At 72.0% G+C, this 16,982-nt stretch carries 12 protein-coding genes; 5 read left to right on the top strand and 7 right to left on the bottom strand.

Annotated features, from left to right (window positions below; all coding sequences use genetic code 11):
- Positions 1–31 precede the first annotated feature (31 nt).
- Together ACZ404_RS28580 and ACZ404_RS28575 are read left to right on the top strand one after the other, a co-directional pair.
- Positions 32–2,437, top strand: coding sequence for a Tex family protein (locus ACZ404_RS28580; RefSeq protein ID WP_468444748.1), 2,406 nt, complete (start codon positions 32–34; stop codon positions 2,435–2,437).
- 152 nt (positions 2,438–2,589) lie between these two features.
- The gene (locus ACZ404_RS28575) at positions 2,590–3,378 is read left to right on the top strand and encodes a calcium-binding protein (RefSeq protein ID WP_468444746.1); all 789 of its coding nucleotides are present in this window, start codon (positions 2,590–2,592) and stop codon (positions 3,376–3,378) included.
- A gap of 4 nt (positions 3,379–3,382) precedes the next feature.
- Here ACZ404_RS28575 and ACZ404_RS28570 read toward each other — a convergent pair whose 3' ends face one another.
- Both ACZ404_RS28570 and ACZ404_RS28565 read right to left on the bottom strand, forming a co-directional pair.
- On the bottom strand, positions 3,383–5,023 hold the full coding sequence (locus ACZ404_RS28570; RefSeq protein ID WP_468444744.1) for an ABC-F family ATP-binding cassette domain-containing protein: 1,641 nt from the start codon (positions 5,021–5,023) through the stop codon (positions 3,383–3,385).
- A gap of 181 nt (positions 5,024–5,204) precedes the next feature.
- A complete protein-coding gene (locus tag ACZ404_RS28565; RefSeq protein WP_468444742.1) occupies positions 5,205–6,233 on the bottom strand; it encodes an oxidoreductase in 1,029 nt (342 codons plus the stop codon).
- A gap of 90 nt (positions 6,234–6,323) precedes the next feature.
- Here ACZ404_RS28565 and ACZ404_RS28560 point away from each other — a divergent pair, with 90 nt between their 5' ends.
- Complete coding sequence (locus ACZ404_RS28560) at positions 6,324–7,238, top strand: FAD-dependent oxidoreductase (protein WP_468445058.1); 915 nt, start codon at positions 6,324–6,326, stop codon at positions 7,236–7,238.
- A 3-nt stretch (positions 7,239–7,241) separates the two neighbouring features.
- On the opposite strand, the gene ACZ404_RS28555 is transcribed toward ACZ404_RS28560, so the two are convergent.
- Entirely contained in the window at positions 7,242–9,203 is a 1,962-nt protein-coding gene (locus ACZ404_RS28555) for a Xaa-Pro dipeptidyl-peptidase (RefSeq protein WP_468444740.1), read from the bottom strand.
- A 243-nt stretch (positions 9,204–9,446) separates the two neighbouring features.
- Between ACZ404_RS28555 and ACZ404_RS28550 the strand changes: the two genes are divergently transcribed.
- Positions 9,447–10,940, top strand: coding sequence for a M1 family metallopeptidase (locus ACZ404_RS28550; RefSeq protein WP_468444738.1), 1,494 nt, complete (start codon positions 9,447–9,449; stop codon positions 10,938–10,940).
- A 13-nt stretch (positions 10,941–10,953) separates the two neighbouring features.
- On the opposite strand, the gene ACZ404_RS28545 is transcribed toward ACZ404_RS28550, so the two are convergent.
- Genes ACZ404_RS28545 through ACZ404_RS28535 form a run of 3 tightly spaced genes read right to left on the bottom strand, consistent with a single transcriptional unit; the run spans position 10,954 to position 13,859 of the window.
- The gene (locus tag ACZ404_RS28545) at positions 10,954–11,862 is read right to left on the bottom strand and encodes an adenosine kinase (RefSeq protein WP_468444736.1); all 909 of its coding nucleotides are present in this window, start codon (positions 11,860–11,862) and stop codon (positions 10,954–10,956) included.
- Positions 11,859–12,347, bottom strand: coding sequence for a macro domain-containing protein (locus ACZ404_RS28540; RefSeq protein WP_468444734.1), 489 nt, complete (start codon positions 12,345–12,347; stop codon positions 11,859–11,861). The genes ACZ404_RS28545 and ACZ404_RS28540 overlap by 4 nt, the downstream gene beginning before the upstream one ends.
- Positions 12,348–12,389: 42 nt before the next feature.
- Complete coding sequence (locus tag ACZ404_RS28535) at positions 12,390–13,859, bottom strand: amino acid permease (protein WP_468444733.1); 1,470 nt, start codon at positions 13,857–13,859, stop codon at positions 12,390–12,392.
- Positions 13,860–14,066: 207 nt separating this feature from the next.
- On the opposite strand from ACZ404_RS28535, the gene ACZ404_RS28530 reads away from it, so the two are divergent.
- On the top strand, positions 14,067–14,774 hold the full coding sequence (locus ACZ404_RS28530) for a MerR family transcriptional regulator (RefSeq protein ID WP_468444731.1): 708 nt from the start codon (positions 14,067–14,069) through the stop codon (positions 14,772–14,774).
- On the opposite strand, the gene ACZ404_RS28525 is transcribed toward ACZ404_RS28530, so the two are convergent.
- Positions 14,760–16,943: a 3-hydroxyacyl-CoA dehydrogenase NAD-binding domain-containing protein gene (locus tag ACZ404_RS28525; protein ID WP_468444729.1), complete on the bottom strand. Its 2,184-nt coding sequence runs from the start codon at positions 16,941–16,943 to the stop codon at positions 14,760–14,762. The two genes, ACZ404_RS28530 and ACZ404_RS28525, sit on opposite strands and share 15 nt — an antisense overlap.
- Positions 16,944–16,982: the final 39 nt, after the last annotated feature.

Below are 16,982 nucleotides of genomic sequence, written 5' to 3'. Positions count from 1 at the left end.
CGCAACCTCAGTGAGAAGGCGGTACGGGATCGTGACGACACCCGGGTCCCTGCAAGCAGGGTCCATCGAAAGCAGGATCGCCGAGGAGCTCGGCGTACGGGAGCGGCAGGTGAAGGCCGCGGTGGAGCTGCTGGACGGCGGCTCCACGGTTCCCTTCATCGCCCGCTACCGCAAGGAAGCGACCGAGATGCTCGACGACGCGCAGCTGCGCACGCTCGAGGAGCGGCTGCGCTACCTGCGGGAGCTGGAGGAGCGGCGGACGGCGATCCTGGAGTCGGTGCGCGAGCAGGGCAAGCTGACGCAGGAGCTGGAGGCGCGGATCCGGGGCGCCGAGACGAAGGCCCGGCTGGAGGACATCTACCTGCCGTTCAAGCCCAAGCGGCGCACCAAGGCGCAGATCGCCCGCGAGGCGGGCCTGGAGCCGCTGGCCGATGGCCTGCTCGGCGACCCGTCGGTCGAGCCGCTGGCCGCCGCGGCCGCGTTCGTCGACGCCGACAAGGGCGTCGCCGATCCGCAGGCCGCGCTGGAGGGCGCCCGGGCGATCCTGACCGAGCGGTTCTCGGAGGACGCCGACCTGATCGGCGAGCTGCGCGAGCGCATGTGGGTGCGCGGGCGGCTGGTCGCGAAGGTGCGCGAGGGCAAGGAGGAGGCCGGTGCCAAGTTCGCCGACTACTTCGACTTCGCCGAGCCGTTCACCGAGCTGCCCTCGCACCGGATCCTGGCGATGCTGCGCGGCGAGAAGGAGGAGGTCCTGGACCTCGTCCTGGAGCCGGAGGAACCCACCGAGGGCCCGTCGTCGTACGAGGGGATCGTCGCGTCGAAGTTCGGGATCGCCGACCGGGGCCGGCCCGCCGACAAGTGGCTGACGGACACGGTCCGCTGGGCCTGGCGCACCCGCCTCCTCGTCCACCTCGGCATCGACCTGCGCCTCAGGCTGCGTACGGCGGCCGAGGACGAGGCGGTGAACGTGTTCGCCGCGAACCTCAGGGACCTGCTGCTGGCCGCCCCGGCGGGTACGCGCGCGACGCTGGGCCTGGACCCCGGTTTCCGTACGGGCGTGAAGGTCGCCGTGGTCGACGCCACCGGCAAGGTCGTCGCGACCGACGTCATCCACCCGCACGTACCGGCCAACAAGTGGGACGAGGCGATCGCCAAGCTGGCGCGGCTGGCGAAGGAGCACGCGGTCGAGCTGGTCGCCATCGGCAACGGCACGGCGTCCCGGGAGACCGACAAGCTCGCCGGTGAGCTGATCTCCAAGCACCCGGAGCTGAAGCTCACCAAGGTGATGGTCTCGGAGGCGGGCGCGTCGGTGTACTCGGCGTCGCAGTACGCCTCGCAGGAGCTGCCCGACATGGACGTGTCGCTGCGCGGCGCCGTGTCGATCGCCCGGCGGCTGCAGGACCCGCTGGCCGAGCTGGTGAAGATCGACCCGAAGTCGATCGGTGTCGGCCAGTACCAGCACGACCTGTCCGAGGTGAAGCTGTCCCGGTCGCTGGACGCGGTGGTCGAGGACTGTGTGAACGGCGTCGGCGTGGACGTCAACACCGCGTCCGTGCCGCTGCTGGCGCGGGTGTCGGGCATCTCCTCCGGGCTCGCCGAGAACATCGTGGCCCACCGGGACGCCAACGGGCCGTTCACCTCCCGCTCCGAGCTGAAGAAGGTGGCGCGGCTCGGCCCGAAGGCGTTCGAGCAGTGCGCGGGCTTCCTGCGGATCCGCGGCGGCGACGACCCGCTGGACGCGTCCAGCGTGCACCCGGAGGCGTATCCGGTGGTGCGCCGCATGGTGAAGACCACGGGCCAGGACGTGGCCTCCCTCGTCGGCAACACGGGTGTGCTGCGCTCGCTGCGCCCGGCGGACTTCGTGGACGACACCTTCGGTCTGCCGACCGTCACGGACATCCTCAAGGAGTTGGAGAAGCCGGGCCGCGACCCGCGGCCCGCGTTCAGGACGGCCACCTTCAAGGAGGGCGTGGAGAAGATCTCCGACCTGTCCGCCGGGATGGTCCTGGAGGGCGTGGTCACGAACGTGGCCGCCTTCGGTGCGTTCGTGGACGTCGGCGTCCACCAGGACGGTCTGGTCCACGTCTCGGCGATGTCGAAGCAGTTCGTCAAGGACCCGCGGGACGTGGTGAAGCCGGGCGACATCGTCAAGGTGAAGGTCCTCGACGTGGACATCCCGCGCAAGCGGATCGCGCTGACCCTGCGGCTGGACGACGAGGCCGCCGGCGCCTCCGGCCAGGGGCAGGGGGGCCAGGGGCAGGGCCGTCAGCAGCGCGGTGGCGGCAGCCGGCCGCCCCAGCAGCGCCAGGGACAGGGCCAGCGTCAGGGGCAGGGTCGCGGTGGGGACCGGGGCGGGCGCCAGGCGCCGCCGCCGGCCAACAGCGCGATGGCCGACGCGCTGCGCCGGGCCGGTCTGCTGGATCCCGGGAAGCGCTGACGCCTGCGGGGTTCCGGGCCTGGCGGGGCAGCCCGCCCGGCCCGGAAGGCTTGGCGGGAAAGTCTGTTGAGAGAACGGTCGGATCACTACTATTCGAGCGGTTTCGGCCTCCGCCCTGCATGGGGGCGGAACTCTCATCCTTGTGGGGACACATGTTCAGACGTACCGCCGTCGCGGCCCTGTCGGGCGCGCTGGCACTGTCAGCCTTCACCGCGACGGCAGCCCGGGCCGACTCCGGCGACGGAGACACCCAGGTCCTCCTGGCCGTCGTCAACGGCGGCGAGCCGGTCGTGCTGGGCGCGATGACGAAGAAGACGGTCACCCTCAGCATCAGCGCGAGCGACGACTCGGGGATCAAGGAGGCCTACGGCTTCCTCTGGCACGGCTCGTGGGACAACCCCGACGGCGCACTGGGGCCCGGTTCCGACACCCCGCTGACCTGCGCCCCGGTGTCCGGCAGCGCCACCACCTCCACCTGCACCGCCAGCATCGTCATCGACCCGAACGCGATGCTCATCAACGCCAACGCCGGTACCTGGCACATCTGGGCGGACGCGGAGGCCAACGACGGCGACTACATCAACAAGGAGAGCGCGGGCACCTTCCTGATGAAGCGTGCCGGGAAACTGACCGTCGACGCCTCCCCCGAACCGGTGGCCAAGGGTGGCGTGATCACCGTCAAGGGGGCGCTGACCCGCGCCGACTGGGGCCACGGCGGCACCTACAGCGGCTACGCGGGCCAGTCGGTGAAGCTGCAGTTCCGCAAGGCCGGCACGACGACGTACACCACCGTCAAGACGGTCACCAGCGGCACCGACGGGGTTCTCAAGACCACGGCGACGGCCACCGCGGACGGCTACTGGCGCTGGAGCTTCGCCGGTACCACCACGACCGGACCGGCCAAGGCCTCCGGCGACTACGTCGACGTGACGGGCGCATGAGAACCTAGCGCTCGGTCAGCTTGCCGTCCGCCACTTCCAGGCGCCGGGTCACCCGGACCGCGTCGAGCATCCTGCGGTCGTGGGTGACCAGGAGCAGGGTGCCTCCGTAGGAGTCCAGGGCGGACTCCAGCTGTTCGATGGCAGGCAGGTCGAGGTGGTTGGTCGGCTCGTCCAGCACGAGGAGGTTCACGCCGCGGCCCTGGAGCAACGCCAGGGCCGCGCGGGTGCGTTCGCCCGGGGAGAGGGTCGCGGCCGGGCGCAGCACGTGGCCGGACTTCAGGCCGAACTTGGCGAGCAGCGTGCGGACCTCGACCGGCTCGGTGTCGGGGACGGCCGCGCAGAACGCGTCGAGCAGGGTCTCGGTGCCGTGGAACAGCTTGCGGGCCTGGTCGACCTCGCCGACCACGACGCCCGAGCCGAGCGCCGCGTGTCCGGCGTCCAGCGGGACCCGGCCCAGCAGCGCGCCGAGCAGGGTGGACTTCCCCGCGCCGTTGGCTCCGGTGACCGCGACCCGGTCCGCCCAGTCGATCTGCAGGGTGACGGGGCCGAGGGTGAAGTCGCCGCGTCGTACCTCGGCGTCCCGCAGGGTGGCCACGACGGCGCCCGAGCGCGGCGCCGAGGCGATCTCCATGCGCAGCTCCCACTCCTTGCGCGGTTCCTCGACCACGTCCAGGCGCTCGATCATGCGCTGGGTCTGCCGGGCCTTCGCGGCCTGCTTCTCACTGGCCTCGCTGCGGAACTTGCGGCCGATCTTGTCGTTGTCGTTGCCCGCCTTGCGCCGGGCGTTCTTCACGCCCTTGTCCATCCAGGAGCGCTGCATCTGCGCGCGGTCCTGGAGGGCGGCCTTCTTGTCGGCGTACTCGTCGTACTCCTCGCGGGCGTGCCTGCGGGCGGTGTCCCGCTCCTCCAGGTAGGCGTCGTAGCCGCCGCCGTAGAGGTTGATCTGCTGCTGGGCGAGGTCGAGTTCGAGGACCTTGGTGACCGTGCGGGTGAGGAACTCGCGGTCGTGGCTGACGACGACGGTGCCGGCGCGCAGGCCGGTGACGAAGCGTTCCAGGCGTTCCAGGCCGTCCAGGTCGAGGTCGTTGGTCGGCTCGTCGAGCAGGAACACGTCGTAGCGGGAGAGCAGCAGGGACGCGAGGCCCGCCCGGGCCGCCTGGCCGCCGGACAGGGATGTCATCGGCAGGTCGAGATCGACGGCCAGGCCGAGGGAGTCGGCGACCTCCTCGGCCCGCTCCTCCAGGTCCGCTCCACCGAGGCCGAGCCAGCGCTCCAGGCCGGCCGCGTACGCGTCGTCGGCGCCGGGCGCGCCGTCGACCAGGGCCTGGGTGGCTTCGTCCATCGCACGCTGGGCCGCCGCGACGCCGGTGCGGCGGGCCAGGAACTCCCGCACGGTCTCGCCCGGCCGCCGCTCCGGCTCCTGCGGCAGGTGCCCGACGGTCGCCGCCGGCGGGGAGAGTCGGAGCTCGCCCTGCTCCGGCGCGAGGAGCCCCGCGAGCATCCTGAGCAGCGTGGATTTGCCCGCGCCGTTGGCACCGACCAGCCCGATCACGTCACCGGGCGCGACGACGAGGTCGAGCCCGGAGAAGAGGGAGCGGTCACCGTGTCCGGCGGCGAGATTCTTGGCGACGAGAGTGGCAGTCATCAGGGGCGATCCTAGGGCCTGCCCGGCAATTCCCGTCTGCCGCGCGAGGCCGTGCACGCACTCTCGGCTCCCCGGGTTCCCCGGCCCTCCAGGTGCCCGGCGCCTCAGGGCACCCGGCGCCCCCCACGGGCCCGGTGCTCCCCACGCGGTGCTGCGCCGGGCCCGGCACTTCGCCGGGTCTTCAGCGCCTCACCGGCTCCACCAGCACGCTCCCCGAGGTTCGGGCGACCAGGAACGACTGGCCCTTGACGGCCTTGGCGTCGAGAGGGACGCGGTGACGGCCGGGGTCCAGGACGCCGTCGAAGATCTCGCGGGTGTGGGTGCGGTAGAGCCGGTCGAGGCGGTACGCGGTGACGCGGACCCGGCACGGGGAGGTGACCTCGATGTCCGCGGTGCCGTCGGCGGCGGCCAGTGCGCTGAGCCGGCGCTGCGGCAGCGGGCTGCGGTCCAGCGCGTGCTCGATCTGCGCGACGAGCAGCGGGACGATCGGCGCCAGGCCGTCCACACAGGCGACCTCGACCCCGGCGCGCTCGAACGCGTCCCGTACGGCGGCCCGTTCGGCCTCGCCGACCGCCCGGCCGAAGGCGACGGCGCCGTAGCCGCGCAGTTCCTCGGCGGGGACGGCGCCGGCGTCCTGGGTGATGTCGGCGCCTATGCCGATGCCGCGCAGCGCGGCGGCCAGCCGGGCGAGGACGGCGACGCGGGCGCCGATCAGCAGCACCCGGCGGCGGGCCGCGGGCGGGGCGCCGGCGTCCTCGACCAGGGCGGCCAGCGCGGCGCGGTACTCGGCGCCGGGGAAACGGAACGGCCCCATGCCGTGGTAGCCGTTCCGTTCCAGGTCGGCGTGTTCGTCGGTCTGCCAGGCGAAGTCCCGCCAGACGTAGTCGTCGCCGTCGCGCTCGATGACGGCGGTGACCGCGCCGCAGCCCAGATCCGCGCACTCGGGGCAGCCGTAGAGCACGAACCGGCCGTCCGGCAGCGGCGGTTCGGCCTCCAGGAGCAGGCTGCGCACGTGGGCGCTGAAGATCGCGGGCGGCACGTCGGAGGCGAGCGGGGAGACGGCGTCCAGGTCGGCGAGCCGGAAGAGCAGCGGACGCCCGTCCACGACGAAGTCCACGAAGTCGCGGTGGACCTGGTAGCCGCCGTCGGCGAGGACGCCCCCGGCGCGGGTCGCCGGTGCCAGGCCGAAGGTCGCGTATGGGGCAGACATGCTGTGAGTATCCCCACACCCGGAGTGATGTGAGCACAGCATGACAGAGTCGGTTAGCTTCCTGGGGTGGAGCGCACACCGGGTGACGAAGTGATCGTGGTCGGCGGCGGGATCGTCGGACTGACGACGGCCGTGGCGCTGGCCGAGGCCGGCCGGAGGGTGCGGGTGTGGGCGCGGGAGCCCGCCGAGCGCACGACCTCGGCGGTCGCCGGCGGCCTGTGGTGGCCGTACCGGATCGAGCCCGAGCCGCTGGCCGGCGCATGGGCCCTGGAGTCCCTGCGGGTGTACGCGGAGCTGGCGGACCGGCCAGGGGAGACGGGCGTACGCCTGGTCGAGGGCGTACACGCCGGGACGCGGCTGGACGACCTGGGCGAGTGGGCGGGCCGGGTGCCCGGCCTGCGAGCGGTGGCCGAGGGGCTGGCGGCGCGGCTGCCGGTGATCGACATGCCGGTGCACCTGGCCTGGCTGCGGGAGCGGCTGGCGAAGGCGGGCGGCACGGTGGAGGTGCGGGAGGTGACGGACCTGGCCGCCGTGCCGGCCGGGGTTGTCGTCAACTGCACGGGACTGGGCGCCCGTTCGCTGGTGCCCGACCCGGGGTTGCGTCCGGTGCGCGGGCAGCTCGTCGTCGTGGAGAACCCGGACATCGCCACCTGGTACACGTGCGTGGACCACTCCTCGGCCGCGTCGACGTACTTCATCCCGCAGCCGGGCATCCTGCTGCTGGGCGGCACGGCCGAGGAGGACGCCTGGTCCCTGGAGCCGGATCCCGCCACCGCCCGGGCGATCGTGGCGCGGTGCGCCGCGCTGCGGCCGGAGATCGCCGGGGCGCGGGTGCTGGGGCACCGGGTCGGGCTGCGGCCCGCCCGGGACGCGGTGCGCCTGGAGCGCACGCCCCTGCCGGACGGGCGGGTGCTGGTGCACAACTACGGGCACGGCGGGGCCGGGATCACGGTGGCCTGGGGGTGTGCCCGGGAGGCGGCCGGGCTGGCGCACCCGGCCGCCTGAGGTTCAGCCCTCCGGCAGGTGTCCCGGGGCATCCGGTGTGCGCAGGCCGTTCAGGAGCCGTGGCGCGGGGGCGGTGGCCGTGGTGCCGGACGTGGCCAGGGCGAACGCCGGCGCGCCGCCGAGCAGCGGGACCCGGGCCGTCGTCCGGGACAGGTCCAGGGTGAGGGAGGGCCGGGTGGCCGGCGGGTCGATGAGGTTCTTGTCGGTTCCGGCGACGATCAGCGCCAGGCGGTGGCCGCGCGGGACGACATGATCGGTGGCCGCCAGGTCGAGGGTCATCGTGCAGGCCTCGCCCGGGGTGAGCGGGGTGCCGTGGTCGAGTGAGGCGTGGTGGCCGAGGTCGGCCCAGCCTCGGCTGAACACCGTGTAACCGACCTGGGCCGTCTTCGCCTTCGTCTTCTTGAAGCAGGCGCTGTCCCCGGCGGTGCTCGCGCCCCAGCAGTCGCGGGCGGTGAGCGTGGTGATGCCCTCGTCGCTGTCGGCGTAGTCGCGGATGGTGTCCGGGCCGAGGTCCACCAGGACGGCCGACAGATGGGCCGAGGAGGTGGTCGGGGTGGCGGTGACGGTCACCTGGGCGGATCCGGACAGGCGCAGGGCGTGCCGGAGCGGCGCGGTGACGAAGCCGGCCTTCTCCGGGGTGGGCGTGGTGGCGTGGGCGGCCCAGTCGCTCTCGCTCAGCTTCGGGTCGTCGGTGAAGGTCTCGGTGCCGGTGGCGGGGTGCAGGCCGAGGGTGCCGACGCCCGCCCGGGTGCCGGGGGCGGGACGCAGGGTGGTGGTCCGGGTGCCGTGCGGCGGCCAGCTGCGGGAGGTGACCCACTGGTCGGGGTGGCGCTCGATGTCGGCCATCGGCTCGCGGTCGATGCCGTTGTCGTAGCCGAGGAGTTCGTGGTCGAACCAGCGGTGCAGGGTGTCGACCCAGGCGCCGCGCCGGTAGTCGAAGGGGTCGACGTGGCCGGTCTGGGAGAGCCAGATCTTGCGCTGGACGCCGTGCCGGGCCAGGGCGTCCCACCACTGGCCGAAGTGCTTGGTGCGCACGTTGAGGTCCTGCATGCCGTGCACGAGGAACACGCTGGCCCGCACCTTGGCCGCGTCCTTCACGTAGTTCCGCTCGCTCCACAGCGGCGTCCAGTCGCCGCTGCTCGGGCTGCCGTCGGCGAGCTTCTTGTGTACGGCCGCGCAGTGGGCCCGGGCGCCGCTGTTCTCGACGTAGCCGGCGAGGTCGCCGGGGCCGCCGTCGTAGAGCGGGGCGCCCTGGGCGAAGTAGTAGTCGTACCAGGACGAGATGCTGCTGATCGGGACGATCGTCTTCAGCCCCTTGACGCCGGTGGCGGCGACTCCGTTGGCGATGGTGCCGTCCCAGCTCTTGCCGATCATGCCGGTCGTGCCGTTGCTCCAGCCGGCCTTGACGGTCCGGGTGCCGGTGCGGGTGGTGTACGCCCGGGCGCGGCCGCCGAGCCAGTCGATGACCGCCTTGGCCGACCGGATCTCTGAGCGGCCGCCGACGTCGACGCAGCCGGTGGAGCGGTTGGTGCCGGTCAGGTCGACGCCGATGACGGCGTAGCCGCGGGGCACGAAGTAGTTGTCGTAGAACAGCGGCATCTGGACGACACGGCCGTGCGCGTCGTAGGTCTTGAGCTGGCTCTCGTTGCCGCGGCCGCAGCAGGAGTAATACGGGCTGGCGTCCACGATGGCCGGTATCTTGCGGTGCTGTCGGGCCGGTTCGGCGGGCCGGACGATGTCGGCGGCGACGCGGTCGGTCCTTCCGTCGCCGTCCTCGTCCAGGCCGGTGTCCACCCAGACGGCCTCGCGGACGGCGTGGGCGTAGGAGTAGACGGGCCGGCTCTCACGGGGCGCGGCCTGGGCGGCTGCGGGGGTGAGGAGGGCGGCCGTCAGGGCTGCGACGGCCGCGATCGCGAACGCTCTGAGGAACGTGAAGCGCGCGCGGCGGGGGGTGTGTATCGGCATGCGCGGACGCTACCCCGGTCAACTCCCGTGCAGAAGAAGGATTTCCGGCACGTCGTGACGGCTCGTGCGGCTCGTGCACCTGGGGGTGGCGCGCGCGGCTCGTGCGCATCGCAGGGCCCGTGACGGCCGAATGGCGATCGTGTGACAGGAGGGGCCGTGGACAGCCGCGGAGCCACAGGGACTCAATAGGCTGCCGACAGAGTTCTCCGAACGGACCTGTCGTCCCGACGACTTGGAGCTGACGTGCACCGCAGAATCATCGCGCCGGGCGCACTGGCGGCGGCCTCCCTCCTGCTGGCGATCCCGGCATCGGCCGCGGCCTACTCCCCCGGCGCGCCGGGCATCGGCGACCCCTACTACCCGTACTACGGCAACGGCGGCTACGACGTCTCGCACTACGACCTGAGACTGCAGTACGAGCCGGCGACGGACGAACTGCAGGGATCCGCGACCATCCTGGCGAGGACGACGCAGGACCTGTCGAGTTTCGACCTGGACTTCCTGCTGGACGTGAGCGAGGTGCGGGTCAACGGCGCCACGGCCTCCTTCGCGACCTCCGGACAGCACGAACTGGTCGTCACCCCGAGGACACCGCTCGCCAAGGGCACTCCGGTCACGGTCGTGGTCCGCTACCGCGGGGTGCCGTCGACGAAGAGCGCCTACGGCTTCACCACCTGGCACCGCACGCCCGACGGCGCCGTCGCCGCCGACGAGCCCGAGTCCGCCTGGTGGTGGTTCCCGAGCAACGACCACCCGAGCGACAAGGCCACCTACGACGTGTCGGTCGCCGTGCCCGACGGCACCCAGGCGCTTTCCAACGGCACGCTGCAGTCGACCAGTTCGAAGCTGGGCTGGACCCGCTACACCTGGCGGCAGAACAAGCCGCAGGCCACCTATCTGACCACGCTCGCCCTGGGGAGGTTCGACATCACCACCGGCACCTCCGAGGGCGGGGTGCCGGTCGTCAACGCCTACAGCAAGGACCTCGGCGACAACGACGGGGCCGCGCGGGCGAGCGTGGAGCGCACCGGGGAGATCGTGGACTGGCTGAGCGGCTATTTCGGGCCGTATCCGTTCGGCTCGGCCGGCGGGTACGTGCCCAACACCACCACGGGGTACGCGCTGGAGACGCAGACCCGGATCTACTACAGCCCGAAGCAGTTCGCCAACGGTTCCAACACCTCCGTGGTCGTGCACGAGCTGGCCCACCAGTGGTACGGCGACGACGTGTCGCTGAAGGGCTGGAAGGACATCTGGATCAACGAGGGCTTCGCGCGCTACGCGCAGTGGCTGTGGTCCGAGCACGAGGGCGAGGGCACCGCGCAGGAACTCGCCGACCACGTGTACGCCTCCCACCCGGCCGACGACGCGTTCTGGACGGTCGCGCCCGGTGACCCGGGTCCTGACCACCAGTTCGACGCGGCGGTCTACGACCGGGGTGCGCTCGCCATCCAGGCGCTGCGGAACGAGGTCGGGGACGACGCGTTCTTCGCGCTTTTGAAGGGCTGGCCGAAGGAGCACGCGTACGGCAACGCCTCGGTGGCCGACTTCCGGCGGTACGCCGAGCAGGTGACGGGCAGGCCACTGGCCGCGCTGTTCGACACCTGGCTGTTCCAGCCGTCGAAGCCCGCCGCGCCGGCGGCCCGCGCGGCGTCCCTGGCGCAGGCCGGTCACCACCTCGCCGCACCGCGCTCCTGGAAGAAGATCGAGGCGACGAACGACGTGCACGGGCACTGAGGGCGCGGAGGCCTCAGGATCTGGTCCCGGCCGCCTGCCGGAGCAGCTCGTCCCGGCCCATCGCCTCCGCGCGGGTGGCCGGGACGGTGCAGGCGTACGCCCCGGCGATCGCTCCGTAGTGGGCGCACCGCCGGGGTGGCTCGCCGGTGAGCCGGCCGTAGAGGTAGGCGGCGGCGAAGGCGTCACCCGCGCCGTTGGAGTCGATCACCGGCGCGGGCGGGGTCGCCGCGGGGATCCGGGTCAGCTCGCCGTCGGCCAGCAGATACGCGCCCTTGGCGCCGGCGGTGGCGACGACGGCCTCGGCGCGGCCCCGCTCGGCGATGCGCCGCATGGTCCGCTCGGGGTCGGTCAGGGCGGCGGCGGAGAGGAAGACCACGTCGGCGGCGAGCGCGAACGGTTCGTGGTACGGGTTCTCGCCGTCCCAGTCGTGCAGGTCGGTGGAGAGGGGGACGCCCGTCGTGACGAGCACGGGCAGTGCCTCCGCGCAGGGCTGGGTGATGGTCACGTGGACGTGCCGGCTCGCCCCCGCGAGCAGGCGGAGCAGCTCCTCGGGGAAGCGGTCGCCGGGGCGGGTGCGGCTGGTGTCGTAGAGGGACAGGCGGCGGCCGTCCGGGCCGACGAGGTTGACCGCCCGCTTGGTGCCCGCGGGCTGCGGGAGCGCGGTCAGGCCGATGCCGTGCTCGCGGTGCAGAGCGCGGACCAGGTCGCCCTCGGGGTCGTCGCCGAGGACGTCGAGGTGGTGCGTGGCCAGGCCGAGCGCCGCCAGGCCCAGGGAGACGAAGTCCCCGGTCTGCCCGGCCCGGGTGCGGATCCCGGAGTCGATCAGGTAACTGTCGGCGTAGGGCAGGGGCAGCTCGGGGACATGAACCACCGTGTCCACCCCGGCCCCACCCACCACCAGCACATCGAGGCCCCCACTCATCCGCCACCCTCCCCGTGGTCGTACACCGTCACCGCGATCCCGCGTCGTACCAACCGCTCGATGACGAGCGGCTCGATCCGGGACCACTTTCCGCCTGCAAGACCGCAGCCTATGCGGGGCATGTGCACGGAGGCGCCGCGTTCGATCACCTGGTCGGCGAGGCGGCCGAGGGCGGTGTCGATCGCCTCGTAGCGGACCGGGACGCCCTTGCTGCCGGTCCTGATGCCGCGCTGGCCGATCATGTTGGCCACCCAGAGGTGCGGGCCCACCTGCACCAGCTGGACCGCGCCCAGGCCGAAGTCGTTCCCCGCGCGGTCCCGGTGCCAGGCGCGGTACGCCCTCTCCGGCTCCGGCCAGCGCCGCGAGAGGGCGAGCACGAAGCCCTTGCCCCAGCCCCCGATGTCGTTGCAGACGTGGGCGATCACCTTGGTGCCCTTGGCCTGCGGTGTGGTGGCGTCACCTCGGACGTATGCGATCCCCGACATGACGCCACCGTAAGCGGTGCCACCGACAGTGGCGCTGAGCTGCTACTCGGTCAGGTTCGTCAGTTCCTTGTCGGTGTTGTGCGCGACCCGGCGGCGTACGCCGAACCAGCCGGCGACGAGCATGAGTGCGATCACCGGGATGAGGAGCAGGGTCTTGCGGCCCACCTCGGGGTCGTTGCCCATCATGCCGAGGCAGACCAGGAGGAACGCGATCGTGGCGATCTCCGTGACCGGGCTGAACCTGAGCCGGAAGTGCGGCCGGGCGACCAGGCCCGCTCGGGCGCGGCGGACGAAGACCAGGTGGCAGATCATGATGATCACCCAGGTGCTGATGATGCCGAGGGAGGCGACGTTCAGCACGATCTCGAAGGCCTGGGCGGGCATCAGGTAGTTCAGGCCGACACCGAGCACGCAGACCGCGCAGGTCAGCAGGATGCCGCCGTAGGGCACCTGGCTGCGGTTCATGCGGGCGGTGAACCTCGGCGCCGAGCCGGCCGTGGCCATGGAGCGCAGGATGCGGCCGGTGGAGTACAGGCCGGAGTTCAGCGAGGACATGGCGGCGGTCAGGACGACCAGGTTCATCACGTCACCGGCCGCCGGGACACCGATCTTCGACAGGACCGTCACGAACGGGCTCTCGTCGCCGGAGTACACCGAGCCGGGCAGCAGCAGGGCGAGCAGGACCACCGAGCCGACGTAGAACAGACCCACACGCCACATGATCGAGTTCACCGCGCGCGGGACGACCTTCTCCGGCTCGGCGGTCTCACCGGCGGCGACACCGACCAGCTCCAGCGCGGCGTACGCGAAGATCACGCCCTGCATCACGAGGACGACCGGCATCATGCCGTGCGGGAAGACGCCGCCGTGGTCGGTGATCACGCTCAGGCCGGGCTTGCGGCCGTCGACGTCGTGCTGGGTGGCCAGCAGGAAGATGCCGACGAACATGAACGCCACCAGCGTCGCGACCTTGATGATCGCGAACCAGAACTCCATCTCGCCGAAGATCTTCACCGAGATCAGGTTCACCGCGAGCACCACCGCGAGGGCGATCAGCGCCAGGACCCACTGCGGGATCGCGGTGAACAGGCTCCAGTAGTGCGTGTAGAGCGCGATCGCGGTGATGTCGGCGATGCCGGTGGTCGACCAGTTGAGGAAGTACATCCAGCCGGCGACGTAGGCGCCCTTCTCACCGAGGAACTCGCGCGCGTACGACACGAAGGAGCCGGAGGAGGGCCGGTACAGGACCAGCTCGCCGAGGGCCCGGACGACGAAGAAGGCGAAGACGCCGCAGACCAGATAGGCCAGGGCGAGCGCCGGGCCGGCGCTGTGCAGGCGCCCGCCGGCGCCGAGGAAGAGGCCGGTGCCGATGGCGCCGCCGATGGCGATCATGTTGACGTGGCGGGCCTTGAGGTCCTTGCTGTAGCCGGCGTCGCCCGCGTCCGCGGGCGTCGCGGCCGTCTGGGGGCGTGCGGCGGCCTGTGCCGTCCGCACGGCGTCCTTGCTGCTCACGGGTGGTTCCACTTCCTGGTTCGCCCGCACCTCGTGGGCGCGGGTTCGTACAGTTCGGCCCGCACCACCCTGGTGTCGCGGCACAGACCAAGGCAGCAGCTTTCCAGACGGATCAGCGGGTATGCGGTGGTCCGGCTCACACAGCGGCACTTCTCACACGGCCTCCCCAGGTTTCACACCATTGGTGAGACAGCGATACTGCTGCGCATGACGACCGATGCCGAGGAGACGACCCTCACCGTCGACGAGCTGGCCGCGCGGGCGGGCGTCACGGTGCGCACCGTGCGGTTCTACGCCGGCAAGGGGCTGCTCCCTCCGCCGGTCATCGGTCCGCGCCGGGTGGGGCACTACGGGCCCGGGCATGTGGCACGGCTGACCCTCATCGAGGAGCTGCAGCGCCAGGGCATGACGCTCGCGGCGATCGAGCGGTATCTGCGGCAGCTTCCGCCGGACCTCGGCCCGCACGGTCTGGCCATCCACCGCGCCGTGGTGGCCTCCTGGGCGCCGGACGCGGTGGAGGAGGTGACCCGGCCGGAGCTCGACCGCCGGGCCGGGCGTCCGCTGACCGACGGGGACATCGACCGGCTGGTGGCGATGAACGTCGTGACGGCGGGCGAGGGCGAGACGTTCCGCGTGGACGCGGGGCTGCTCCGGCTCGGCGTCCAGCTCCTCGACGTACCGCTGTCCCAGGAGGCGATCCTCGCGGCGCGCAAGGTGCTCACCGAGCACTCGCGCGCCGCGGCCCACGAGCTCTCCCAGCTCTTCCGCGGCGAGGTGGCCGAGCGTGACGCCCGGGACGTGAAGTCCCTGTCGGCGCACATGCACCCGCTGGTGGTGCAGGCGCTGCTGACCACGTTCCAGCGCTCGCTGCGGGAAGAGCTGAGCGAGTGGCTCACCGGGTCAGGAGCGGACTGAGTCGCTGAACGGCTCCCCGCGCTCCGCCTTCTCCACCAGCAGCGCGGGCGGGGTGAACCGCTCGCCGTAGCGCTCGGCCAGCTCCCGCGCGCGGGCCACGAATCCCCGCAGGCCGTTCTCGTAGCCGTTGATGTACTGCAGCACGCCGCCGGTCCAGCCCGGGAAGCCGATGCCGAGGATCGAGCCGATGTTCGCGTCGGCGACGGAGGTCAGGACGCCTTCCTCGAGGAGGCGCACGGTGTCCAGCGCCTCGGCGAAGAGCATGCGCTCCTGCATGTCCCGGAACGGGATCCGGTGCCCGGGCCGCGTGAAGTGCTCGCGCAGGCCCGGCCACAGGCCGGCCCGCCTGCCGTCCTCGGCGTAGTCGTAGAAGCCCGCTCCTCCGCTGCGGCCCGTCCGGCCGAACTCGTCGACCATGCGGTCGATGACCGCCTCCGCCGGGTGCGCGGTCCAGGTGCCGCCGGCCTCCTCCACGGCCCGCCTCGACTCGTTGCGGATCTTGCGCGGGAGGGTGAGGGTCAGCTCGTCCATCAGGGAGAGCACCTTCGCCGGGTAGCCGGCCTGGGCGGCGGCCTGCTCCACGGAGGCGGGCTCGACGCCCTCACCGACCATGGCGACGCCCTCGTTGATGAAGTGGCCGATCACCCGGGAGGTGAAGAAGCCGCGCGAGTCGTTGACGACGATCGGCGTCTTGTTGATCTGCCGGACCAGGTCGAAGGCCCGCGCGAGGGCCTCGTCGCCGGTGCGCGCGCCCTTGATGATCTCGACCAGCGGCATCTTGTCGACGGGCGAGAAGAAGTGCAGCCCGATGAAGTCGGCCTGGCGCTGCACACCCTCGGCGAGCGCGGTGATGGGCAGGGTGGAGGTGTTGGAGCACAGCAGCGCGTCGGGCGCGACGACGGCCTCGATCTCCTGGAACACCTTGTGCTTGAGCGCGGTGTCCTCGAAGACGGCCTCGATGACCGCGTCGCAGCCGGCGAGCGCGGCCACCTCGCCGGTCGGGGTGATGCGGGCGAGCAGCGCGTCGGCCTTCTCCTGGCTGGTGCGGCCCTTGGCGACGGCCTTGGCGCAGAGCTTCTCGGAGTAGGCCTTGCCCTTGAGGGCGGCCTCCAGGGAGACGTCCTTCAGGACGACGTCGATGCCCGCGCGGGCGCAGGAGTAGGCGATGCCGGCGCCCATCATCCCGGCGCCGAGGACGGCGACCTTGCGGACCTTGCGGGGCTCGACGCCCTTCGGGCGGTTGGCGCCGGAGTTCACGGCCTGGAGGTCGAAGAAGAAGGCCTGGATCATGTTCTTCGAGGTCTGCCCGGCGGCCAGCTCCACGAAGTAGCGGGCCTCGATGACCTGGGCGGTCTCGAAGTCGACCTGGGCGCCCTCGACGGCCGCCGCGAGGATGTTGCGCGGTGCCGGGTAGGGGGCGCCGTTGGTCTGCTTGCGCAGGGTGGCCGGGAAGGCGGGCAGGTTGGCGGCGAACTTCGGGTTCGCGGGCGTGCCGCCGGGGATCTTGTAGCCGGGCCGGTCCCAGGGCTGCTGCGATTCGGGGTGGGCGTCGATGAAGGCGCGGGCCTTGGCCAGCATCTCCTCGGGGGTCGCGGCCACCTCGTGGACGAGGCCGTTCTCCAGGGCGCGCCGGGGGTTGTACTGGGTGCCCTGCAGCAGCACCTTCAGCAGTGCGTCGGCGATGCCGAGCAGGCGGACGGTGCGGACGACGCCACCGCCGCCGGGGAGCAGCCCGAGGGTGACCTCCGGACAGCCGATCTTGGAGCCGGGCGCGTCGAGGGCGACGCGGTGGTGGCAGGCCAGGGCGAGCTCGAAACCGCCACCGAGGGCCGCGCCGTTGAGGGCGGCCACGACGGGCTTGCCGAGGGTCTCGATACGGCGCAGGTTCCGCTTGATGGCGAGGCCGCCGTCGAACAGCTCCTGGGCGGTCTCCGGGGTGACCCGGATCAGGTCGCGCAGGTCGCCGCCGGCGAAGAAGGTCTTCTTGGCGGAGGTGACGATGATGCCGCGGATGGCGTCCTTCTCGGCCTCCAGCCGGTCGGTGATCGCGGCGAGGGAGTCGCGGAACGCCTGGTTCATGGTGTTCGCGGACTGGTTGGGGTCGTCGAGGACGAGGGTGACGACACCGGTGTCGTCCTGCTCCCAGCGGATGGTGGTGCTCTCGGTCATGACAGTCGTCTCCGTTGAAGTCTGATGTCGCGTGTTCCG

This window comes from Streptomyces sp. NPDC030798 (genome assembly GCF_055572275.1).
This window is presented reverse-complemented; position numbering and strand designations above follow the sequence as displayed.